General features: G+C 39.9%; 16 protein-coding genes and 1 pseudogene. 2 read left to right on the plus strand and 15 right to left on the minus strand.

All coding sequences use genetic code 11. The features are described from left to right. Positions 1 to 210: 210 nt before the first annotated feature. The 10 genes from OO7_RS16725 to OO7_RS13230 all read right to left on the minus strand — a co-directional run bounded on the left by OO7_RS16725 (position 211) and on the right by OO7_RS13230 (position 15,304). Positions 211 to 1,023 carry an MFS transporter gene (locus OO7_RS16725; protein ID WP_236620654.1) on the minus strand — a complete coding sequence of 271 codons (813 nt, stop codon included), beginning with the start codon at positions 1,021 to 1,023 and terminating at the stop codon, positions 211 to 213. Then, positions 933 to 1,559: an MFS transporter gene (locus tag OO7_RS16730; RefSeq protein WP_008916423.1), complete on the minus strand. Its 627-nt coding sequence runs from the start codon at positions 1,557 to 1,559 to the stop codon at positions 933 to 935. Before OO7_RS16730 ends, OO7_RS16725 begins: the two co-directional genes overlap by 91 nt. A 143-nt stretch (positions 1,560 to 1,702) precedes the next feature. Beyond that, on the minus strand, positions 1,703 to 3,202 hold the full coding sequence (locus OO7_RS13195) for an aminotransferase class V-fold PLP-dependent enzyme (RefSeq protein WP_008916424.1): 1,500 nt from the start codon (positions 3,200 to 3,202) through the stop codon (positions 1,703 to 1,705). Positions 3,203 to 3,447: 245 nt separating this feature from the next. Beyond that, a complete protein-coding gene (locus OO7_RS13200; protein WP_008916425.1) occupies positions 3,448 to 4,665 on the minus strand; it encodes a tetracycline resistance MFS efflux pump in 1,218 nt (405 codons plus the stop codon). Between the two features lie 108 nt (positions 4,666 to 4,773). Then, positions 4,774 to 6,531, minus strand: a complete 1,758-nt coding sequence (locus tag OO7_RS13205; protein WP_008916426.1) for an ABC transporter ATP-binding protein — start codon at positions 6,529 to 6,531, stop codon at positions 4,774 to 4,776. Beyond that, positions 6,515 to 8,281, minus strand: coding sequence for an ABC transporter ATP-binding protein (locus tag OO7_RS13210; protein WP_043892724.1), 1,767 nt, complete (start codon positions 8,279 to 8,281; stop codon positions 6,515 to 6,517). The genes OO7_RS13205 and OO7_RS13210 overlap by 17 nt, the downstream gene beginning before the upstream one ends. 229 nt (positions 8,282 to 8,510) lie before the next feature. After that, a complete protein-coding gene (locus OO7_RS13215) occupies positions 8,511 to 9,182 on the minus strand; it encodes a thioesterase II family protein (protein WP_008916428.1) in 672 nt (223 codons plus the stop codon). After that, the gene (locus tag OO7_RS13220) at positions 9,160 to 11,169 is read right to left on the minus strand and encodes a non-ribosomal peptide synthetase (RefSeq protein WP_008916429.1); all 2,010 of its coding nucleotides are present in this window, start codon (positions 11,167 to 11,169) and stop codon (positions 9,160 to 9,162) included. The genes OO7_RS13215 and OO7_RS13220 overlap by 23 nt, the downstream gene beginning before the upstream one ends. 11 nt (positions 11,170 to 11,180) lie before the next feature. Then, the gene (locus OO7_RS13225) at positions 11,181 to 13,040 is read right to left on the minus strand and encodes a condensation domain-containing protein (protein WP_008916430.1); all 1,860 of its coding nucleotides are present in this window, start codon (positions 13,038 to 13,040) and stop codon (positions 11,181 to 11,183) included. A 218-nt stretch (positions 13,041 to 13,258) separates the two neighbouring features. Continuing rightward, positions 13,259 to 15,304: a TonB-dependent receptor domain-containing protein gene (locus OO7_RS13230; protein ID WP_071524199.1), complete on the minus strand. Its 2,046-nt coding sequence runs from the start codon at positions 15,302 to 15,304 to the stop codon at positions 13,259 to 13,261. A 79-nt stretch (positions 15,305 to 15,383) separates the two neighbouring features. Between OO7_RS13230 and OO7_RS17660 the strand changes: the two are divergent. Beyond that, positions 15,384 to 15,502 (plus strand): annotated as a pseudogene (locus OO7_RS17660) (IS1595 family transposase); the annotation flags it as partial. Positions 15,503 to 16,556: 1,054 nt separating this feature from the next. Here the strand turns inward: OO7_RS17660 and OO7_RS13235 are convergent. From OO7_RS13235 to speA, 3 genes are all read right to left on the minus strand, one after another. Beyond that, positions 16,557 to 17,336, minus strand: a complete 780-nt coding sequence (locus OO7_RS13235; protein ID WP_008916432.1) for an acetoin reductase — start codon at positions 17,334 to 17,336, stop codon at positions 16,557 to 16,559. 415 nt (positions 17,337 to 17,751) lie between these two features. After that, entirely contained in the window at positions 17,752 to 18,681 is a 930-nt protein-coding gene (gene speB, locus OO7_RS13240; protein ID WP_008916433.1) for an agmatinase, read from the minus strand. A gap of 201 nt (positions 18,682 to 18,882) precedes the next feature. Beyond that, positions 18,883 to 20,787, minus strand: coding sequence for a biosynthetic arginine decarboxylase (speA, locus tag OO7_RS13245; RefSeq protein ID WP_008916434.1), 1,905 nt, complete (start codon positions 20,785 to 20,787; stop codon positions 18,883 to 18,885). An 864-nt stretch (positions 20,788 to 21,651) separates the two neighbouring features. Between speA and metK the strand changes: the two genes are divergently transcribed. Beyond that, positions 21,652 to 22,806, plus strand: a complete 1,155-nt coding sequence (metK, locus tag OO7_RS13250) for a methionine adenosyltransferase (protein WP_008916435.1) — start codon at positions 21,652 to 21,654, stop codon at positions 22,804 to 22,806. A gap of 129 nt (positions 22,807 to 22,935) precedes the next feature. Here metK and OO7_RS13255 read toward each other — a convergent pair whose 3' ends face one another. Together OO7_RS13255 and OO7_RS13260 are read right to left on the minus strand one after the other, a co-directional pair. Beyond that, positions 22,936 to 24,624 (minus strand): glycosyl hydrolase family 18 protein, encoded by a 1,689-nt coding sequence (locus OO7_RS13255; protein WP_008916436.1) that lies wholly within the window; start codon positions 24,622 to 24,624, stop codon positions 22,936 to 22,938. Between the two features lie 211 nt (positions 24,625 to 24,835). Then, entirely contained in the window at positions 24,836 to 25,243 is a 408-nt protein-coding gene (locus OO7_RS13260; protein WP_008916437.1) for a DUF6691 family protein, read from the minus strand. Positions 25,244 to 25,252 lie beyond the last annotated feature (9 nt).

The raw sequence follows: 25,252 nt of genomic DNA on the forward strand, positions 1-25,252 counted from the left end.
ACATGAAAAATCAATAATACAAATGATAATCATTATTATTATTATTTGTATTATCAATAAATGGCATGTATAAATAATGGAATCGACTCTCGCCGCTATACCAGCCTCACCAACATTATGAGTTGTTGGAAGTCGTCGCAACCGACCGTATTTTTGTGAACGCCAACTAATTAAGGGGTAATACAGGCAATAGAATCTGCAATACATAATTTAAACAATTACTTGCATTCTTCGTTTCCTAATAAAAATAAGGATAATCAGTGAGATACTACATACCAGAGTTCCCAGCGATAAACTACTGAAAAACGATCTAATTGTCCCATCAGCAATTAACCATGCTCCGATATAAGAGCCGAAAATTGAACCGAAACGTCCGCTAGCCATCGCCCAACTCACGCCCGTAGCCCTAGCATAAGGCGGATATAATGTGGCAGAAATGAGATTTAGCCCGTTTTGTGCTCCGGCAATAGTAAAACCAATCATAAAAACAATAAGAAGTAGACCGTAATAACTATTAATAAAGTTATCAATAATAAGTAAAAATATGACAGCAAAAAAATATGCCGAGGCTAATATAATAAATGCTTCTTTTCGGTAATCGATCCACAAGGCTAACAATATTGCGCCGAGCGTACCACCAAGCGGTAACATAGTGGTGATATAATTAATCTCTTGATAGCTATATATCCCTTCGAAAATAATTGGCAACCAGTATGTCAGCAGATAAAAAACAAAGAGAGAAAAGAAAAATGAAACCCACAATAATAGTGTTACGGCAGTATAACCACGAGTAAAAAGTGCCATTACTGTCTGGTATTCAATGGGCTTATCATTGTGCTGACTATTTTTCAAACTCTCCCAGTCAACATGACGATTAATCGAAAAAACGATGTTTTCTAACGCTGCTATTGCTCTTACATTGTTTCTTTTGATTAAGCATTCGAGTGACTCTGGCAAATAAAAAAAATTAGAGGCACGCAAAGAAGGGGAAGAAATCCACCAAAATAAAATAGCCAGTGCCAACTTAGCTGCTGCAACACGACATTAGCAATCGCGCCACCGATGGCAATACCGATGGTGAAGCCGCTCCAACTCAGAGTACACAGCAGCATACGATAGCGCTGAGGAGAATATTCAGAACATAGTGAAATACATATCGGCATCGCTCCACCCAAGCCGATGCCTGTTAAAAACCGAAATAAAATAAGCGAATGAAGATCAGTCACTAGACCACATAAAATAGACCCAACTCCATAAACGAATGTTGAAAATATCAGCAGTTTTTTTCTGCCGAACTTATCAGCCAGCGGTCCAAAAATCATACTGCCGAGCATTAACCCCAGCATCCCGACAACAAATAGCCAGGAAAGGGAATCAGGGGTCAGGCTCATTTCTTTTTTTAATACTGGAGCAAGATAAGCAACAATGGAAATGTCAAAACCATCCAGCAACACAATGAAAAAACAAATAATAATGACCTTCCATTGAAAACGGCTTATTTTATTCTGGTCAATAAACGCTCTCATTGCGCTAACCGTAATTTGCGCTTCATGTACCATATCTTACGATTCTCCGTTTCAAAATACGCTAAAAAAGGTAGGTTGCTGATATGTAATATAACGTTAAGACTGTCATCAATAAGAATGCTACGGCAGGAAATAAAACAGGGATGACCCGGAAATAATCTAGCCGATAAATACGCTTATTTACTCTTTAACTGGTCATAATTTTGTTCAATATCATCGGCAATATCCAATTGATCCTGCAACATAAACAAAATATGCTCTTTTTCTACGCATGGGTTAAGTAACACAACACGTAAAAAAACCAGCGCCTTATTACCATGACAAGCAAATTTTCGTTCGCTGCGTGAAACAAAGCTTTTCCCTCTACTGCGCTGGATCTTTTGCAACAGACAATTAAACTCACTAATCTGTTGGTTGTCCTCCGCAGTTAATGCTTTATTTCTAAAGCGTTTCGGTATAAATCGGTAGCTTAAGATATTTATTGTCGGTTCAGTTAATAGTTCAAAGGCGGGATGATTCTTGATATAGCTAGCCATGTTTTTGATGTTATCCATCGCCGTCCCAAAAAGCTCACCATAGCCTTGCTTACCAATCAGATGCAGACATGCGTGTAGATAAAGCATATTCGCAGGGCGCGTTCCTTCAAGGGTAAATCGCCCCTGATCAAGTGATGTTTTGCGTACTGCATAAGGCGCCGTATGTATAAGAACACGTGAAAGTTCTGGTTTTTTAAAGAACAGCATGCCAGTGCCAATCGGCATGAGCATTTGTTTATGGCCGTCGATCGTCACTGTATCTGCTAGCTCAATACCTGCCAGCAGGAATTTGTGCTTATGGCTTAAGATAAACGCACCACCCCATGCTGCATCTATATGCACATGGATGCCATACCGTCTTCCTAATTCGGCAATCTCAAACAGTGGGTCAATGGAACCAAAATCCGTTGTCCCAGCAATCCCGACGATGGCTGCAACGGTAATCCCCTGCTTTGTGCACGCCTGAATTTGTTGTTCAATATGATCAACATATACCTTTTGTTGCTGATTAACCGGTAAACGATATAACTCAAACCCCAACAGTGCCGCCGCTTTGTCAAAGGAGTAATGCAGTAGCTCAGAACCAATAACCGCCAATCGACTTTCCGAATTTTGCCTAGCCTGACGTGTAGCAACCCACATCGCAGTTAAATTGGCCATTGTCCCACCACTAGTAAAAATTCCAGTGGTTTTACTAAAATCTTGGTTTATATCGGCGTAGAAATCATCATTACAATTGAAAATTTCCTGATGTAATAACTTTAGTAATTGGCGTTCCAACAACGTTAATCCTCTGCTGGTTTCCATCTTTACCATATTTTGATTTAACGTCTGGATTAAACGCCCAATCTCCGGAATAAATGATGGCAAAGGGCTAGTCATATGGCCTAAATAGGTGGGACTGGCCAAATGAGAACAAGCTGGAATAATCGTTTCTAGAATATCAGAGAGATAATTCTTGATACTTGCCGGCTCTTCAGGAATGGTTAACGAAGAAAATGTATTCCCCAATACGTCTTTATTAAATGTATTAACTTCATCTTTTTGCTGAGAAAACGCGTCAATACACAAATCAATACCTTCCTGAAAATAAGGTGCGGAAGGTGAAAATAACGTCTTAATAAAAAAGGTTTCTTTCATTGAATAGCCACCAGATGACTTAATGCTTCGATAGCAGAAGAATTAATGTTGAATTAGACTCATTTTGAACTGCCCTAATTGCCAGAAATCCCGCAAAAAAAGTATTCAAAATAGAACCCGTTGTTACGACAAAATAGCCCAATGTTTGCGCGAGATAAAAACAAACGGCAAACTAATAAATACGTTTAGGTAGATTATTAATATTTTTATCAGCCATATGAACACAGCCCTCACTATGGCAACCATTAATGACGTTCGGACGTTGCTATTTTCAATCCAATGGACAAAGGTATCAGGCAAATCAGAACTATGATGGCTGAAAAAATAAATGGATAACCATCGCTATCAGGTAATGAAAGATTTACCGTATAGTAATACATACTGGTTGCACAAACAGGCCCCACTACCGCCCAAAAACTGGTAATTGACGATAACGCTCCCATTAACTGCCCTTGTTCAGACGCTGAAACCTGTGATGAAAAAATACTCACAATCGATGAATTGCTGATACTTGAAAAACTATAAATCATCATCGCGATGTATATCGTTACGTTACTGTTTGAAAACGCAATACATGTCAAACCCAACGCGAACAGAAAAAAGCCAAGCAATGGTATTTTATTATCGCTTAATACATAGCGAACTAATTTGAGTAATGCCGTTTGAGCAAATAAGCCACCGAGTCCAAGAATAACAAATGATGTTGCAATTTGGCTGTCGCTCCACGCAAAGCGATATTTCGTAAAAAATGGCCATAGCGTAATCGGGAACTGGGTCGCAAACATAAACAAAATTTGCACAATAAACAGATGAAACAGACCTTTATATTTAAGAAAATAGGCAATCGAGGAGAATGGATTATCAAGTTTGAACGCTCTTCTTTCCTCTTTATTCAGCGTTTCTTTAAATAAGAAAATAACGCACAGCAGCCCAATCAAGCTAAAGACGGAGGCAGCATAGAAAGGAACTCGAACACCATACTGAACAGCTACCGCAGAGATCGCAGGGCCAATAACCAGACCTAAACTCATTACCCCAAAAAGAAAACCATAGTTTTGCATTTTGCTTTTTTCATCGCTCATATCAGCCACACTTGCCAGCGAAACAATGACCGGCGATCCAGCGATACCCGCAATAATCCGCGCCAAAAACAGCAAATATAAATTCTGGCTTAACGCATAAAGTAGATAGTCGAACGTAAACGCCACAAAGCAAATGATTAAAATAGGCTTACGACCAAACTTATCAGAAATAGCCCCCATAATTGGCGCAAAGAGAAATTGCATAATACCAAACGTAGCCAATAGCCAGCCGCCGATAAGTGCATTATCCACAACCGTATCGTGGGTGACTGATTCCAGCAACGACGGGATAATCGGATAAATAAGAAATAACCCTATCTGGTCTAAAAAAACGGTTACCAGTAAACAAATAAATGATAAAGACAATGTCTTCTTCTGCATACTAACCTCATGGAGCTACTATCAATAATAGAATTCTCAATACCGACCCGACAGCACAGAAAACTGCAATGTAAACTGTGCTGTTCGCACAATCATGGAATGATCCTGTTAACTTTTCTGAATATCCCAAAACTCTTTATAGATGCCGCCATGCTCTAATAACTGCTGGTGCGTACCACTTTCCGCAACATGACCTTTATCAATCACTAGAATTTGCTTGGCGCCAATTATTGTGGAAAGACGATGAGCAATAACCAATACCGTTTTTCCCCGGACAAGAGTGTTAATCACCTCTTGCACCGCAAGTTCATTCTGGGTATCAAGTGCAGCTGTTGGCTCGTCGAGGATAAGGATTGGCGCGTTCTTTAAAATAGCCCGCGCAATAGAAATGCGCTGTCTTTCTCCGCCGGAGAGGCTTTTACCAATATCATTGAGGCGTGTTTGATAACCATCCTTAAAATTTTGAATAAATTCATGACAATTAGCCTGCTTGCACACGTTAATCACGTCTTCGTCAGTAGCTGACAATTTCGCCATACGAATGTTGTTCATAATGGTATCTTGGAACAGATATACATCCTGAAACACCACCGAGATCAAGCTCATTAACTGCTGTTGAGACATATCACGGATATCTATGCCACCAATTTTGATACTGCCTGAAGTGACGTCTGCAAAGCGTAGAATAAGTTTTGTGATGGTCGTTTTACCGCATCCACTGGCACCAACCAAAGCAGTAAGCGCTTTCTCAGGGATGGTAATAGAAATATCATTCAGCACCTGTTTATCTTGCCCTCTATAGGCGAAATTTACCCCTGTAAAGGAAATATCATAATGCGTAGGCATCACTTCTGCTTTTTTTTCCGGTAAGGAAGGTGCGTTCAGCAATTCCTGCAACTTTTCATAGCCGATAACCAACGACTCGAGCATTGACGACATCTGTACGAAAAAATTCAGCACGTCTGTACAACGAGCAACAATAAGCAACACGCAGGCTAGCAGAAAGTATGAAATAGCTGACGCATTAACAAGATATGCACCCAGTGAAATAATCAGTATCAGACCTATTTGGATCATAACCGTGATAATCAAGTTCGGCTTTTCACCCTTTTTGGTGCCGATACGCAGTATATTTGCCACATCTCTGGCAACTTTAATAAACTGCGTCATTTTCTCTTCGGTCTGGCCGGTCGATTTCAGGACATCCAGCCCTTGAACAAATTCAACAGCTTCCCCCTTTAGCTTTGCATTAGCTTCTGCCAAGATACTGAACCCACGGCGGTAGGCCTTTCTGCGCCACAGATAGAGCGGAATAGCCATCGGAAAAACTAAAAACATCATCAGAGAAAGCTGCCAGCTGTAGAATAACAAGGCGATAGCGGCTGACAGAGGAATAACCACACCAGTAATAATGATGTTAAGCAGCATAAAGGTGTATACCGCTGCTTCATTCACACTCTGCATTAAGATGTAATTGATTTCCCCAGATCTGAATTGGCTAAGATAATCTAAGGAAATATGCCGCAGTTTATTACCTAACTTCTCCCGAAGTTCCGTAACAGCAAGCGTCGAATAACCATCTGCATCATAGCGCTCAGAAAGCACTTTAAAAATAAAACTGGTAGCCAAAAGAACGACAACAATGATTAAACAAGGGATCACCGCAGCAACATCTTTTGTTTCTAATGCAGCAAATAAAGGGTAAAGCAAAACCAGTGATACACCAAACAAAGAGGATGAGATTACGGTATAGATCAGGCTGCGAATAAAAATACTCTTTTGTTTACCTGCCGCATTGACCAACCCGGAATAGGTCATTAGCAGCGATTTAGCGGTGCGAGTTTGCGTATTAATATACTCTTTCATTGCTTTCCTCATCTTCAATATTATTCGTTGGGATCGACCAGTTTTTTGCTTTTTTATACTCTTGCCACAACGTTTTATAATCTTCTGAAGTTTCAATTAGCTCTTCATGGCGACCATGAGCGGTAATAATGCCTTTATCTAATAATATAATTTGATCGGCGTTGATTACGCTTGCCAGACGATGAGTCACCATAATCACGGTTTTATTTTTATCAATTAGCCGATTGAATGCTTTTAGTAATAACGCTTCATTTCGCGCATCAGAGAATGCTGTCGGTTCGTCTAAAATAACGATTGGGCGGTTTTGTAGAAAAGTTCTTGCAATAGTAATTCGCTGCTTTTGCCCACCGGATAATAGCTGCCCACGTTCACCCACTAGAGTCTTGTACTGTTCAGGTAGCCGCATGATGAAATCATGTATCTCCGCTTTTTTAGCTGCTTCTATAACTTTTTCATCAGAGATATCATTTAGCCCATAGCGAATGTTATCTGCGATAGAACACGAGAATAAAAAATTGTCCTGAAAAACAAATGAAATTTTTGCCATAAGTTCCGCATACTCAATATCTTTGATATTGACGCCACCTAGCGTAATCCTGCCTTCGGTAGCCTCAAGGAATCGAGGGATCAAGTTTGCCAGTGTCGTTTTCCCAGAACCTGACGTGCCGATAAGTACAGTAAAAGCATTCTCAGGAATACGGAGTGTAATGTTGGATAAAACAACGTTCGCGTTCTGATAAGAAAAATCGACATTATCGAAAATAATTTCGTTGTTATTAGGGTGCTGGGGATTTTCTGGTGCTTTAAGAATAGGCAGGTTTTCAACGTCAAAAATTCTTTCTATTGCCGCTTTCGATTTTTGTAGGATCTGAAACAAGCCCATGACGGGGTGAATGCTCTCCGCTATGCCGATTGCCAATAGTAAAAAACTGAATGTGGTAATAAATGAAATATGATCATACAGTTGGGCTAAGCTTAATCCAACAATCAGAATAATGCTCATTGGCATTGGAGAGAAAAGACTACGGGCAATTTTTGAAGACAGGCGCATTGATTGTAGCCAATGAAAAACCACGGCACAGTAGTTTTCCAGCGCCTTTTGATATTGACCAAATGCCCCTGCTCCGGCATCAAAGGTTCTGACAGCGCTCATTCCCTGAATATATTCAATAATTTTACTGTTAATTTGAATCGTGGCGTTATTGTATGTTTCTTTTAAAAGCTTGCCCTTTTTCATCATGTAGCTCAGCAACAAAAAGGTCACTAAAGTAATAGCAAAAACGATGCTGGCAAAAATCCAATTAAAAATGAATAAAACTATCAGGGTAAAAATCGGCGTTACAAAAGCCTCCGCTTTTAACGGGGGAGCATCAGCAACAAAAGCATGGAGTTCTTTAATATCATCAATCAAAGTTTTGACCAGATTTCCCCCTCCCATGTTCCTGACCGTTTCGATAGGCAGTTGATTAACTTTTTTCACCAGCCGGGTACGCAGTATTTCTTCTAATTCAAATGCTGCATAGTGAGATTTATCATGGGCATAAATTCGGAGGGTATAAAAAAGAATACTCATTATTAGCAGGGAGATAATCGGCAACCAAGGAAACGCTTTGGAGTCAACGATCAATTGGTGTAAAACCCAGATCAGCATAAGCCATATGCTGATTTTTAGCACTTGGGCAATGGATGCCCAAAATATAGAATGAGATATCTTTTTCTTTACAGGAAGAAATATATCAGTGTGATTCATTATTATGTGCCTTAATCATAGTGCAATAAAATCTGCTACGCGCAAGCCAGATCTGTTCACATTGTTGGAAACAACGACCTAACGGAAGAAACAGACGCCGTTAAGCGCCAATATGGGATGAAGGTAAACAAAAATTCGCCGTGTTGGCTCGCTAAAAACAAACCTCAGGGCTGAGAAACGTTATACAGCGGAAATGCTGCCCTGCCATTGCGGCACGAGGGTAAGCATCTTATCGGTTGCTAGTCAGCACCATTTGACTTGCATCGACAATCTTCGTAAGCAAAGCAAGACGTGTGGCCTTGTCGTTTAGGTAAAAATGCCCTCCAGTAAAGATATAGCTACCCAGCCAACGAGTTGTATAGTCAGACCATTTTTCAACAGCCTCTCGGGAAACAATCTCCGTATCATCCTCGCCAAACATAGCCATCAGCGGACTGGTCGTCGAAATCGGCGCGGCATCCATCAACTTATCGTTGAGCTGAAAATCATTACGCAAAATAGGTAAAAAGAAATCCAAAACTGCCTGATTATCAACCAGTTCCTCAGGAAGACCGCCATAAACAGCAACTACCTTAAGAAATTCTTCTCTAGGCAATAAATGATAATTCCTTGGCCGGTTCAATAGCATTGATGTTTCAGGCCTGCCGCTCAGAACAATTAATTGGATAGCTCCTGCGCGGTTTCTTAGCTGCAATTGCTTAACCACCTGTAATGCCAAAATACTACCAACACTATGACCAAAAAACGCAATTTTGCTTTTTCCCTTATTAATGATTGCTTCGGTAATTTCGTTGATCAACCTATGTGGATCATTTGTTAATGGCTCTTTTAACCGACTACCGTGCCCAGGATATTCCACAGGGCAAACATTCAGCCAGTCAGGTATAGTCGTTTTTAACACTGCCTCCCGTATGCTTCTCAATACTGTGGTCATGTATGACGTGTTCTATTACTTTTGCTAAATCATTTATCCGGCTGTTGTCATATATGGATTGAAAAGGCAAATCAATGTTAAAGCGTTTATTCAGTCGTAAAACTAAAGTGGTAAGGCTTAACGAATTACCGCCAATTTCAAAGAAGTCATCAGTTAACGCGATTGATGCTGGGTTCAGGGATAGCACCTCAGCAATTTCCTCAATCAAGCTTTCTGCATATTCAGCTATTTCTCCGTGTTCCACGTGACGCACCACGTTTGCATTTAAGATATATTTTTCTTTCAAAGCCTTGCGATCTATTTTCTGATTTGGCGTGATGGTCCACTCATCAACAATATGACATTCATTCGGGATCATGTAGACAGGCAAAACTCGTCGGAGTGCTTCTTTTATATCACTAAATTTGGCATGTACAGCATCCGAAGCCAGCATAAATAAGTGTAGGGTCGTGTTGTTTAAAACCGAGTGAGCAACAATAACGACTTCCTGACATTTGAACTCTTTACAGATAATATTTTCAATTTCACCTAACTCAACCCTGAAACCTCGGATCTGAACCTGACCATCATTCCTGCCCATAAAATACAGCATGCCATCATAGTCATAATAAGCGAGGTCACCAGTGCAGTATCCACCATATTTAAAGGATTTTCGTGTAAGTTCTGTATTATGAAGATAGCCGGAACCCACTCCGGGGCCGATGATTAACATTTCCCCGACAACACCTGGAGGAAGCGGATTACCATGCGAGTCAATAATTTTTATTTCTGTTTCCGGTAAAGGATAGCCTAGTGCGGCGGCATTGCGGGTTTCATGCACAGGGTTATACGTCGCCATAACGGCCGTTTCAGTTGGTCCGTAGAGGTTATAAAATGATTTTGACGTATCTTTTACCCACTCCATCGCAAAATTAGCTGGGCATATATCGCCACCGGTTAACAGCGTATCCACATGTAGCAGTTCGCTAATATTGAGGTGTGAAATAACGATCGGCGGTAAAAATGCAAACTCTATTTCGTTTGCATTCAAGTATTGGGTAATTTGATTCAGATCCTGCCGCTTGCTATTCGGAATGAGATACAGACAGCTGCAACTCACCACTGATAGCGCCAGTTCGAGAATGGACGCATCAAAACTAATGGATGAAAACTGCATCGCCCGCCTGAACTTAACTTTTTCCCCCATGACCTGACGGCATGAGGCAAGCAGTGTTTTGACGCCTCTATTCGTGTTCATAGCCCCTTTTGGATTACCGGTGGAGCCCGATGTATAAATAATATACGCTGGGCTCTCATCGTCGAGCTCCGGTAGCAACTGTTGTGGCTTATCTTGCAAATATGTTTCTGTAATTTCTTCCATCAGGATGTACTGTACGTTATCAAAAATACGTTCAGTTACGCTGGTAGTGATAACTCTGGCAAGTCCCGCATCCCTAGCAATAAATTTCAAGCGTTCTTCAGGGTATGACAAGTCCAACGGCAAATAGCAGCCACCACGCGCCATAATGGCAAGCATTGCAAGAAAGGAATCAATACTTCGATTCAAATAAACACCGACGATCTCCCCTTTACGTATATCTAGGTTAGCGGCAATTTGCTTAATTTTTTTCGACAGTTGTTGGTAGGTGTAAGTCGTTGACTCATCGACAAAGGCCAGTTGCAAGGGGTGTTGGCGGGCATTTTCATTAATTTGCTGATATAAATTCAGCTCAACTGCCACATTATCGCCTTTTAAAACTGGGTAATAGCACGATAACGTGCCCAGCACATCATTGAGTATACGGCCTGAATCCGTTGCGATGGTGTCGATCAAGCGCGCAAATATGGTACTTACCTCTGATGATGCTGTAGCGATCGGAACTGCTGGGGCAATGGCGTCGTCAGGCTCAATCCAGTAACTTTCCGGGTTAAGCCTAGCAACCGGAAGCTCAACGACATAGCTTTTATCTATCACCCGGCTCAGATCTAGCCGGGCAAATCGGTAGCAGAAGGGACATAATCTTGTGCAAAAATGGCATCCGCCTGCGTAACGTCGACAATTGGGATCTGAAATGCTTCCGGAACTAAATGGCGGGTTTTCGCATCGACGATAATAAGACAGGGTTGCGCATCTTCAAGGATTTGCTCAATACGGCTTGCTGGCTGATCGATATCCAGCGGTAAATATGCGGCTCCTGACGCCAAAACACCCCATACCCCCACAATCTGCTGCCAGCCTTTCGGTAACAAAATGGCAACAATCGCCGGCCGCTCCTGCTGCAATCTGTTGGCATGGATAAAGGCTCCCAATTGGCATGCGCGGTTAAATAGCGTCTGATAACTCAACGTTGTCTCTTCGCAAATAATCGCATTGGCAGCCCCCTGTCCTGGGATTTGCATCACCTCGGCAAACTGGCGGAACAGCGGTTTTTCACTGAACGGGACGGAGTTGTTGTTAATAACTTGCCTTATTTTTCTCTGTTCTTCCGGCAAAAAGATAACATTATGTTGCTGAATATATTCCCGATAATCGGGAGAGATAATACTAGTGACTATTCGCTCGAAAGCCTGAAATATCAATTCAATACAGCCGTCGGCGAAATAATTACGCACATAGTCCCATCTTACCGCCAGCTTGCCTTGATAAAATTCATGCCGGCAGTCCAATAATACATTTGGCGTATGCGATATGTCATACTGAACCTCACCGAATAATCTGCCTTTCAGCGCGTCCCTTTGTGGATCCAACCCATGGCTGAGCGTAAAAACAATCGGGAAGGAAGTTAATGATGTGACATTATTCGACTCCACCAGTTTCCTCAATTGTTTACTGCCAGAAACTTGTTCATGCTTCAAGTCGTCAAGATACTGCCGATGGATGTAACGAATTCGCTCTTCGAAAGTTGGAATATTTGCTAGGTTAAGACTGAGAATGGAAAATGATGAAAACTCACCAACGATATCATTAATTTGGTGAGAGAACTTTGGGCGGGTAAATCGCGGAATATTTAGACTAAAATCTTGCGATTCATTCCAATAGCTGACAGCTTCGACAAAAGCACTCAATATCAATGTATCTATATTAATATCAAGCGCTTTTGCCCGCACTTGTAAAAGATCAACTTCAGCAGGGCTAAAAATATGAGCCAACTGCTGGAAATTTTCCGTGCAGACTGAAAAATCAGTGTTCCGAGATACCCCAGACCTGACAGGTAATGCCGGCGGCTCGTTGGTGGACGCTAGCCGTTTATCCCAATACGCCTCGGATTGCGCATAGTCAGGCATATTTTCTCTGCGGGAATATTCGTGAATATAATCCCGATACTGAAAAGTCAAAACTGGGAGATCCTGCTGTGGGTGATAATAGTAGTGAGCAAGGTCAGAAAGTATAATATTGACGCTCGGGGCATCCACTCCCCACATATTTAAGCTCAATAAAAATGTTGTTACATCCGTATTTTGCAATAAATAAAGATCGAACTGCGGGGATTCGCTGCAATGGAACTTACGGTGTGATAGCTGGTGCCGAGTGTCAGTAAACAGCGCCTGTTTTTGATGTTCCTCCATTCCCCGAAGGTCGATATAACTCAGGCCATCATTAGGCAGGTGTTCAACGATCCGCTGTTTACCGTCGTCTGACGCAACCGTTCTTAACATAGCATGTCGGTGTAAAATGTTACGCCAAGCTAAGGTAAATCTGGTCAGGTCAAAATCTGCCAAATTGTATTCACAATAATATTGTATTCGTGAACTATTCTCTAAAACGCCATCAGTTATGCTAATCCAATATGCTTTTTGCATATCAGACATAGGAAAGATATCCCCACCATTATTTAAGTAATTCATTTACCCTAACCTTAAATAGCATTAATAATAATTACTGCCACATTTGTGCCATCACTATTTTTACGGCCTGACTGATGGCTATATTTTTCACGTGCTGAAAAGCACTCAGGCTTAACGTCTTAGTTTGTAAATTAAGTAGATTAAACAGTGTAGAGTACGCCCGTTCGGGCGTACTCATGGGCAGGCTTAACAGCCTGCTGAATGTCTTGCTAAAGCAATCAGAACCTCAGTTCTGTTGAAATTCCAACAAGGCGGGGTTGTTGATAGGTGGTATAGCCACCAGTGATAATTTTGGTTTTCTCGTGAGAATCAAATGCATTTTCCGTATACAACGTAACGCGTCCATTTTTGAAGTTATAGGCTATATACGCATTTGCTTGCGAATATCCATTGGTTTTAGAATCACGACTATTCGATACAGAAGAATAGTAAGAATCGGTGTAATTCATATTAGCCCCAACTTCAAATCCTGCCGGTAGTTGGTAACTACCACCCGCATTCAATGTGTAACTTGGAGAGCGACTGAGTTTATTATTTTCATAACTCGGATTTTCGGTATATTCCTTAATTTTGGTTTTTAGCAATCCAACCCCAGCATAAAGATTGATATCATCATTAGCCTGCCAATTAAGGTTAAATTCCGCACCATAAGTAATCGCTTTATCCGCATTATCCATGATCGCGTATCCGGACATATCGTAGTAAGGTACCTGTAAATCTTTATAATCGTTATAAAATAAATTAGTACTTAGTTTCAAACGGTTATCAGCAGAAATCCAGCGATGATATAACTCATAGCTCCATACATATTCCGTATCATATTGATATATCTTAAATGGAGGTGTAAATGAGACACCGGCACCACCTGGGTTATAACCACGAACTACTTTGGCACCAACCCGGTGGTTATCATTAAACAACCAAGCCGCATCAAATTTTGGTAAGAATACTTTTTCTGTGTTTTCATAGTCTACGACGAAAAGACTTCCCCCATACCGCTTGTGCTCTTCCTCCTCGTAACGTGCGGACATATTGATTTCAATATGTTCACTAGGATCAAACGTAATTTCGCCATATACCGCTTTGGTATTGGTTTTGTCTCGATAAGCATTTTTAACATTTATTAGAACTGTCTCATCTTGAGGCGAGTTATAATAAAACAGTCCCAGTAAGCCACGATATTTTTCCGTATCAAATTTCAATATCGGTTCAATTTGGAATTCATGCCCTTCTACACGTGCCGGTCCACCAACGGGTAACGCATAACGATCCTGAATAAAGTTCGAATAAATTGCTTTATTTTCAAATTTTAAGGTATCGTTTATTTCATAACCAACATCCCAGATATTAGTCGCTGAACGTATTTGAAATACTGAGCGGAATGTTTCAAACTCGTTTCTTGGTTTAAATTCACCTTGAGGTGTCCGCGAATCAACATGATAGAAAGTATAGCGGCTATAGAAATCTGGAAAAGCGGATGGTAGCCAAAGAAGTTTCGCTCTGGTTGCAGTGGATTCGAATTTACGCGAATCTCCCGCGGGTGAATATTTGGCTAGATGTTCAAAAGACTTACGATCTTGTCGGTCCACACTCAGTCGGAACAGTAACTCTTCATTAATTAATGGCCCAGATAACATAGCGGAATATTGACGCAGGTTCTGGTTACCGTAACCTAATCTGGCCGCTCCCTCATATTTGTTACTTGGGTCGTTACTCTGTGCTACCACAGAACCCGCTATGGCATTACGCCCTTGTGCATAACTTTGTGGTCCTCGATATACTTCAATCTGCCTCATATCCCACGTTGACTTACTTCCAAAGGCAAGATCATTGTAGTTTGAAGTATGACCATCAATTGAAACATTCAAACGCGGGCGAGCCCCTGTGATAAAAGCCATTGCTCCAACAGCGGTTGAACCTTCAATACCGCGGATAGAGGGTAATTCGTTTCCTAGCCCAGTATCTATAACGTTCGGAGTATTCTTGAAGACTTGTGTCAACGAATTGAGGTCAGGACGACGTTCAAGTTCTTTTTGTGTAATAATATTTAAGCTTGACCCCGTTTCCACTTCTCTACGGTCAAATCTTTCGCCGGTTACAATGATTACCCCTTCAGATGGTTCTGCTTTGTCTTCGACTTTATTATCTGTGCTGTCTGCTATGCCCTCAATTTTATTATCTGTGCTATCTGCAATACTAGTGAAACTGTAGCAACTAACCATACATAATATAAGGAAATTTAATTTAAACTTGATATATTTCATGTAAAATAGGCCTATCATTATAGTAATAATATTTGGATTCATCCTAGATAACTAAGGTCATCTAGAATAGTTCTACGGGGAAAAGCGGCTTAGTCAGTACAACCAGAAACAGTCATTTTGCTATTTATTGCAGTCCCTACCGCCCGTACTACTACCGAGCTAGTTGACGTCCACAAAAATACGGTTGTTTACTATTTCGATTTCGAGCTATTTCTATTTCCAGTTCCTCCAACTCTGAATACTAATAGTCACGAATATTGATAAGCTCGCCTGATTTAATGATGAGATAAAACTAGATAAAAGTTATTTTGGTGATATTCGTAAGATAATGTTTCAATTTTCTTCATGCATATTAATATATTTAATCCTCACTTTTAGTTAACAACAAATCCGCCATAATCCTTAGGCTCAGGCCGATAAATTACAGATTTATTTTCTTATTAAATTCCGCTTTTTATAGGGAATAATGCGATGTATCAACCTAATTCAGTCCAGTTGAAGGTTTGCAATATTGAGTGTTTGATCAAATCTTGCATGCGAAAGACATTAAATTGTTACAAAATATGAAATTACGTTTCAAATTTGTTACAAGCAATTCCTACGCTACCGCACAAAGATATCAGTTATTGCACCACAAAATCACGCGTTAAGAATGATAACGATAATGATAATAATTACTATTTACCATGTGGTGGGTTTTCCGTCAACGAGATTTGAGGTGAGCAGACCTCTCAATTAAATTAATGACAAGGTAGGCTCCTCCATCAAGGGGAGGAAAATTCTGATGTGAGAAGAGAAAATTTATAGGAGGAAAAACCAATCACAGCATAGTAAATGTAGCTCCATCCCCCAAAGCAGAGAAAGAGTTAGATGATTCACCTAATGAAACGGGTCATGTGCGTGGGGATCTATCTGATGTATTCGTGATGAAAAATCGACAATAAGCATGACTGGCTGCCGATAGAGCTGATAACGAATAAAAACGCTGCAAATATACGAAGAGATGGCAAAGGTGTAAGGCTACATAGTGGAAAAAACAGGAATGAGACGCTAGACCCATACACAAATATCTAACTAATGTTCGTGAATATATTCAATATATATATTTGATCTGGATATATTCAATAATAAGATTACATAAAGGTTATCTTCTGAATAATTCGTGCAATATCTATGTGGCAAAGGAGCGAGACACTAGAAACAGACATAAGTATGTAAATAGTGCTCGCAAGTGTAGCCAACAACGAGACAGTTAGCGGTAAACAATTCCGCCATCGGTCAAAATAGACTGACCAGTAATATAATCTGAATCATCGCTTGCTAAGAAAGCAACCAAACCTGCAACATCGTCTGGCGTTTGAGCACGGCCTAATGCAATACCTTCAACATATTTTTTATAAGTTTCACCTTTTGGTGTGCCTGTAATTTCAGAGAAGCGCTCATCAATCTCTACCCACATATCTGTTCCTACAATACCTGGGCAATATGAGTTCACTGTGATCCCTGAGCTTGCGTACTCTTTTGCTGCTGCTTGAGTCAATGCACGAACTGCAAATTTAGTTGCAGAGTAAACACCTAACATTGCAAAACCGTCATGGCCCGCAATTGATGAAGCATTAATGATTTTACCTTTTTGCTTACGCTCTTGGAATTTTTCGCTGGCAGCTTGAATGCCCCACATAACGCCATCAACGTTAATTTTAAAGATAAGATCCATATCTTGTTGGCGCACTTCAGAAATAGGCTTAACTTGCGCAATTCCCGCATTGTTAATCATAACATCAAAACCACCTAATTCAGCTTCGGCGTGTGCTACTGCTGCAAAAACCTCTTCACGTTTGCTGACATCTGCCGCAAATGTTGTCACCTTACGGCCTAATGCTTCAATTTCTTTTGCAACATCAGCCAATTTATCCTTTTTTAAGTCAACTAAGGCAATGTCAGCACCATCTTTCGCCAAACGCAATGCAATACCACGACCGATACCTTGTGCTGCACCTGTCACTAAAATGACTTTATTATTCAACGCCATGTGTTTTCTCCACAATAAATAGATAAAATGGACTGCTTTGATTAATAATAAGTTAGCAATATTAATAAAAAGTTACAAAGTAATGATATTAATCCAAGAAATATCCTGATGGTAAAAGATATGGCTACATTTGGTTATTATTAATTTAATTTATGAAATTAATATCTCATTAAGGTGGAATCTCGAACATTTAACGGAAAAAAATGACAAGCAGAGCTATGGCAAAAAATGCTATTTAGCTAATTTTGTTTATAAAACAAGCTAGTTATATGAAAATAATTATCTTCACACTGAAATAGATTATCTTAATGGGATGGGATGAAATAAAAACCTAAGTCACATACAACTATTATGTAACCTAGGTTTTAATCATTGGCATTCGCTACCAATGCGAAATTTTCTGATGGGATAAAAACTACTTTGCTTCTTTTTTTGCTGCTTGTAGATATAGCATATCTAAAGCAATAGATGCAGCAGCTAATGCCGTAATTTCTGATTGGTCATAAGCGGGTGCAACTTCAACCAAATCCATTCCAACAATGTTTAATGGTTGTAGCCCACGAAGTAATTTAAGCGCACGATCAGAAGTTAATCCGCCAATAACAGGCGTTCCAGTTCCTGGCGCAAATGCAGGATCTAAACAATCAATATCAAAAGTGAGATAAACAGGCATATCACCAACGATTGATTTAATTTGTTCAATCATCTCATCAACACCGCGATCATTCACTTGAGCCGCATCTAAGACAGTAAAGCCATTATCAGAGTCATGTTCTGTACGAATACCAATTTGCACAGAATGTGTTGGGTCAATCAAGCCTTCTTTTGGTGCATGATAGAACATCGTACCATGGTCATATTGGCTACCATTACCATAAGTATCAGTATGTGCATCAAAATGCACCAATGCCATCTTACCAAAATGTTTTGCATGAGCGCGTAGCAAAGGCAATGTTACAAAATGATCACCGCCAAATGTTAAACAGCGCTTACCAGATTCAATCAGTTTTTCTGTATGAGCTTGCAACTTATCACACATATCTTGCGCATCACCAAACGCAAAAACAACATCACCGCAATCAACAACATTCAAACGATCGGTGAGTTTAAAATTCCACGGCCAGCGATGACTTTCCCATGCTAAGTTTGTTGATACCTGACGAATGGCAGCAGGTCCATGACGGCTTCCTGCACGACCTGAAGTTGCCATATCAAATGGGACGCCAGTGATAACCCATTCAGCATCTGAGCTGTATGGTTGAAAATTTAAAGGAAAACGTAAGAAACCAAAGGCATTAGAAACCAATGAGTTATCAACTTGATTGTCCAGTGTACTATTAATCATCACTCTTCCTCGGTAAGTATTTGCATCTTACAAATACTCATTAACGTTAAATTCCACAAGTTGCGAAAAATTACTTTTCGCAAGTCGTTTCATTATTAGAAGTCATTATATGACACCTAATATTTAATCGCGTATATTCACATAACACATTGAAAATAATGGTTAGATACTAACCTAGCACCTAACCTTTCAGAACTCGAATTATTCGTCTTCTAAATAGGTATAACCATAAAGACCATTTTCAAACTCTTCCACAAAATCTTTTTGTAGCTGTTCGCTTAAACCAGTTCCTTTGACTTGCTCAGTAAAGCTTTCTAATAACTCTTCAGGCACTAGCTTCACATATTGGAGCATGTCAGCAACAGAGTCCCCTTCTTCACTTTGCAAATAGCGGACATTACCTTGGCTATCAACCCAAACATCAATGGCTGCCGTATCACCAAACAAGTTATGCATGTTCCCTAAAATTTCCTGATAAGCACCAATCATAAAGAAGCCAATCATAGGTGGATTTTCAGGATCATAAGCTGGCATTGGCATAGTTGTTTCTACACCGTCACCATCAACATAATGGTCGATAATACCGTCCGAATCACATGTAATATCAAGTAAAACCGCGCGGCGATCTAATGGTTTATCTAAACCTTCAATAGGCAAAACTGGGAAAACTTGGTCAATTCCCCATGCATCAGGCATAGATTGAAATAGCGAGAAGTTTACATAAAACTTATCTGCCATACGTTCTTGTAATTCATCAATAATAGGACGATGCGCACGATTGCTTGGATCTAAATCTTGCTGAATTCTCCGACAAATATTCAGATATAGCTCTTCAGCCCATGCGCGCTGCGTTAAGTCTAGAACGCCATGTGCATATTGTGTGTGCGCTTCTTGTAAATCAAATTGGCTATCATGTAGCCATTCTCTTAATGAACGGCTATTACCTTGATGCTGCATTGATTCCCATGTTTCCCATAATGAAATCAATGAACGCGGTGCATCATCACTTGGTGGTGAAGTTTTGGTAAATTCATTACGCTCCACTCCAATCACGTTAGAAACCAATACAGTATGATGAGCTGTTAATGCGCGGCCCGATTCAGTAATAACTGTTGGGTGTGGTAAATCAAACTCTTCACATGCATCACCAATAGCCCAGATCACATTATTGGCATATTCATTTAAGCCATAGTTAACTGAACAATCTGATTGTGAACGGGTTCCTTCATAATCTACGCCAAGACCACCACCAACATCAAAACATTGGATTTTGACACCAATACGATGCAGCTCAACATAAAAACGCGCTGATTCGCGAACTCCGGTCGCAATATCACGGATATTGGCCATTTGTGAGCCAAGATGAAAATGCAATAATTGTAAGCTTTCAAGGCGGTTAGCATTGCGCAGAATTTCAACTAGCTGTAAAACCTGTGTAGCAGCCAGTCCGAATTTGGATTTTTCACCACCACTTGCTTGCCATTTTCCTGAGCCTTGTGATGCTAAGCGAGCGCGAACACCCAAGCGAGGGGTTACATTTAAGCTCTCCGCTTCTTTAAGCACCATTTCAATCTCGGACATTTTCTCGATCACAAGATAAACTTTATGTCCGAGTTTTTCGCCAATAAGTGCCAAACGAATATATTCGCGATCTTTATAACCATTACACACAATCACAGTGCGAGTACGGCCAGCATTAGCAAGTACCGCCATCAATTCTGCTTTTGAACCGGCTTCAAGTCCCAGCGGCTCGCCTGAATTGACTAATGACTCAATAACTCTTCGTTGCTGGTTTACTTTGATTGGATAAACCAAAAAGTAATCCCCCGTGTAGCCATACGACTCACGGGCGCGCTTAAATGCAGCATTAATAGAACGCAGACGATGCTGTAATATTTGTGGGAAGCAGAACAATGCAGGCAATCGCAAATGTTCTTGTTCCTCTTTCACTTGATTAACAAGTGAAGCTAAATCGATAGTGGTGTCTGGGTTATCAGGATTTGGGCAAACACAGACATTTCCGCGCTCATTCACCTGATAGTAACCTCCGCCCCAATACGCGATGTTATATGTTTGGCGCATTTTGCGAGCGATATTATCATTCATAACAAACTCCTTTATGGAGGGGTGAGTGGCGCTTTTTCCAACCAAACGACATATCGTCAAATACGACGTATTCCTGCTATGCAGTTATGTAAGGGGAAACAGCTATACTCGAATTAATTAAAGTGCTTAGGACATCTAAACAGTGATAAGTAAAACCTTTTAGTTAACAGTTACCTACTGATCGCTAAAAGCCTACTGGGGATGTGACGATAACTTCGAGAAGAAGTCAATAAAGACAGGAATGGAAAAAACTCAGATACACACAATTTTGTGTGTAAAGGTTGTTTACTGTTATTTAGTCGATTATGGATCATCACCCCATTAACCTCCAATATACCCCATTTTGTATAATGTTACTTCATTAAGCCAATTATGCACTTTCTATTTTAGAGATAGCACAATATTACCGAGAAATAACTTAATTAAATGGAATAATCTAACTGTTTAGCCTGTTAACATGGTGGTAAGTAATAGTACTAATGACACTATTTTTGCCATTATCTAGCACAATATCCTAACTCTTATCTCAACTCTACTGTCTCATTAAGAGCATTTACTTACAAAAAGTTAACAAGTTTTAACATTCCTGATAGATAGCAGAGCATTTTTTGCCTGCTGGTATATAACGGGAAACAGCGAATACACCGTTACGGTCGCTGTTTATACATCTATTAAGCAGAAATTGCAAAACGTTATTGTCTGAATAGAAATAATATTTACTGCGCATGCAAATTTTTAGCTCAATCTTCTACCCTGAATAAAAACAGGTAGAACTTTCCTGTTTTAAATATTAATATAGCCGTCTAGATGTTAAAACATCCAACGACAATTTTCGTACACAATACTTACTAAGGTATTAATCTCATGGCTACACATCTCTTTACTTCTGAGTCTGTATCAGAGGGGCATCCAGATAAAATCGCTGACCAAATCTCAGACGCGGTGCTTGATGCAATTCTCGAACAAGATCCAAAAGCTCGCGTTGCCTGCGAAACCTATGTCAAAACAGGTATGGTGATGGTTGGTGGCGAAATCACCACTAGTGCTTGGGTTGATATTGAAGAAATCACGCGTAAAACAGTTAGCGAAATTGGCTATACCAGCTCAGATATGGGCTTTGATGCGAACTCATGTGCAGTTTTGAGCGCAATCGGTAAGCAATCTCCAGATATTAACCAAGGTGTTGACCGTACTGATCCTTTGGAACAAGGTGCTGGTGACCAAGGTCTTATGTTTGGTTATGCAACAAATGAAACTGATGTTCTTATGCCTGCGCCAATCACTTATGCGCATCGCTTAGTACAACGTCAAGCTGAAGTGCGTAAAAATGGCACTTTGCCATGGTTACGTCCTGATGCAAAAAGCCAAGTCACTTTCCAATACGATGATAACAAAGTTATTGGTATTGATGCGGTGGTTTTATCGACTCAACATTCGGAAGATATTAACCAAAAAGAATTGCATGAAGCTGTGATGGAAGAAATCATCAAGCCAGTTCTGCCAATTGAGTGGTTATCGCCAACAACAAAATATTTTATCAACCCAACAGGCCGCTTTGTAATTGGTGGACCAATGGGAGACTGTGGTCTAACGGGTCGTAAAATTATTGTTGATACTTACGGCGGTATGGCTCGTCATGGTGGTGGTGCATTCTCCGGTAAAGATCCTTCAAAAGTTGACCGTTCAGCAGCTTATGCGGCTCGTTATGTTGCAAAAAATATTGTTGCAGCTGGACTTGCAGATCGCTGTGAAATTCAGGTTTCTTATGCAATTGGTGTCGCAGAACCGACTTCAATCATGGTCGAAACATTTGGTACAGGCAAAGTTCCTGAAGCTCAATTAGTCTTATTGGTTCGTGAATTCTTTGATTTACGCCCATACGGCCTAATTAAAATGTTAGATTTGCTTCACCCAATCTACAAAAATACTGCATCTTACGGCCACTTTGGACGCCCTGAATTCCCATGGGAAAAAACCGACAAAGCTGAAATTTTACGTGATGCAGCAGGTTTAAAATAATTAACTAAGGTTTATGAGTTAAGCCGGTAAAACGTAAGTCTTCCGTTTTTATGTTATAACCTACATATTTATAAACCCCATTCTTATGGGGTTTATTTCTTTAAAAAAGCTGATAAATAGATGAGTTCATTAATTGCTGGGTCGATTTCCTAAACTTGCATTCATGCTATTAAGAATATCGCCATTATCAGCATCAAGTTCCCAAGCAAATAATCCCCCTAACCCATTATCTAAAGCATAGCGGCCTTTTGCTGTTACTGAGCGAACATCATCAAATGAAATTAAATCACCTGTTGAAGCGTTAAAAACATAAGGTGCTTCCGCTGTTACATCATAATTATAAATCCAACCATTACTCATATAACTATTTTTGATGTGTCGATAATCTACAACGCCTGTTTCCCAAGTGCCTGCCACACCTTTAGTCGCTTTACCTGTAAATGGATTATTTTCGACATAGTTATGTACGCCTGACCAGCCTCGGCCATACATTGCTGCGCCTAAAATAATTTTCTTCGGTTTAACACCCTGCTTTAATAATGCATTAACACCATTAACCGTTGTATAGTTAGTTTCCGGCCGCCAGCTTGGTGCTTTCAATGCAGCTTGGTGCCCAAGGTTATTTAAATCAAAAGCGCCATAAAAATCATAATTCATCAAGAAAATATGATCTAATGAATGTTGAGCGACACCAAAATTCACGCGATCAATTTTATCTTTTCCCGCACTAATGGCTGAGGTCAGTTCATATTTTCTGCCTGTTTGTGCTTCTAACTTATCTAGCATTGCACGTAATTCTTGCATTAAAAGAACATAAGTTTGACCATCATCCTGATGGCCTAATGCTGTATTAGCACCGTAGCCGCCTGGGTATTCCCAATCAATATCAACACCATCAAAGAATTTCCACGTTTGGAGGAACTCTTTTACTGATCCAACAAAAACATCACGTTTACTTTTGTCGCCCATAAAATAGAATGGATCTGAAAGTGTCCAGCCGCCAATAGATGGCAGTATTTTTAAATGTGGATTAGCCTGTTTAAGTGACATTAACTGACCGAAATTGCCTTTATATGGCTCATCCCATCCAGTTACCCCTTTTTGTGGCATTTGCAAGGCAGCCCAAGGGTCATGAATGCTCACTTTAAAATTTTCCCGCCCGCTACATGACCGTTGTAATGCTTGAAAGCTATTTTCAATTTGCTTTAAGCTATCATTAATTCCATTACCACCACAGATCGGGATAAAACCATAAAGAACATGTGTTAAGTTCTGAGCAGGTATTTTATCCACAGGAAACTTCCGTCCATAAACGCCCCATTCAACAAAATAGCCTGCAACGACTTTCCCTGAATTCTGTTCATAAGGTTTATTATTTTCTAATAATGAGGTTTTTAAGGGTAATAAATGGCTACCATCTGTATCTGCCACAATGATCTCTTTTTTTGCACTCATTGAGCAGCCATCAGAATTACAAAGTGCCACTTGCATTTGATAGCGTCCACCTTGATAAACTTTGAACTTTGCTGAGCCAGAGGCTCCTTTTGATGGTCCTTTCCACACCTCCTGATCATTCAATAGCACTTTCGCTGTTGTACCGTAATCACCATTCCATAATGACCATGAAACATCCACATCAGCATAATCTTTAACCTTAACAAGCTTATTATAAGCAGTTGCATTGTGATTGACTTCAATAATGGAATATTGACTGTTTCCCCAAGATATTGTCGGCGTTCCCGGTGTTGCAGAATAGGATAATGAACAAATAAGATTGCTAGCAATTAAGGCCAATAATAGCCGATTTAATTTAGACATAAATCTCTCCTTGAACTTCAATTAATAACCATACCAAAAAGATAAAATTGTCATTTTGGCTGTGGCTATACTATTAAAGTTTTCTTAGAAGTTTATTTATGAAAATTTCAAAGAGTTATGATAGTTTTTATTATACGAAATAAAATTCTATTAATAGCCTAACAAATAAGGTAATGATTAATTTATAAAAACGATTGATATTTTAGTTTGATTATTTTCTTAACCATTGAAATATAAGCATGCCAATTATCATGGTAACCGTAAATAAAATCCCTTGGAAAATTCCCATACCCGTTAATAATAGCGCAGGCCCAGGGCAAATTCCCGATAACCCCCAGCCAAGCCCAAATAAGCTACTACCGATAATCAGTGGTTTATCAATTTTTTTATTTGTTGGGATTTGTATTGTGCAATTTAACACACTCAGTTTTCGTTTCTTAACGATAAGAAAAGCACCAGCACTTACAGACATTGCAACAATCATGGTTATTAATAATGAAGGGTCCCAATTTCTTGTTATATCCAGAAAACCAAGAATTTTTGCAGGATTTCCCATGCCCGCGATGATCAATCCCAAACCAAACAGTAAGCCTGAAATTAACGCAATAATAATTTGCATTTTGTTATC

It is taken from the genome of Providencia sneebia DSM 19967, from assembly GCF_000314895.2.
Taxonomy (GTDB): domain Bacteria; phylum Pseudomonadota; class Gammaproteobacteria; order Enterobacterales; family Enterobacteriaceae; genus Providencia; species Providencia sneebia.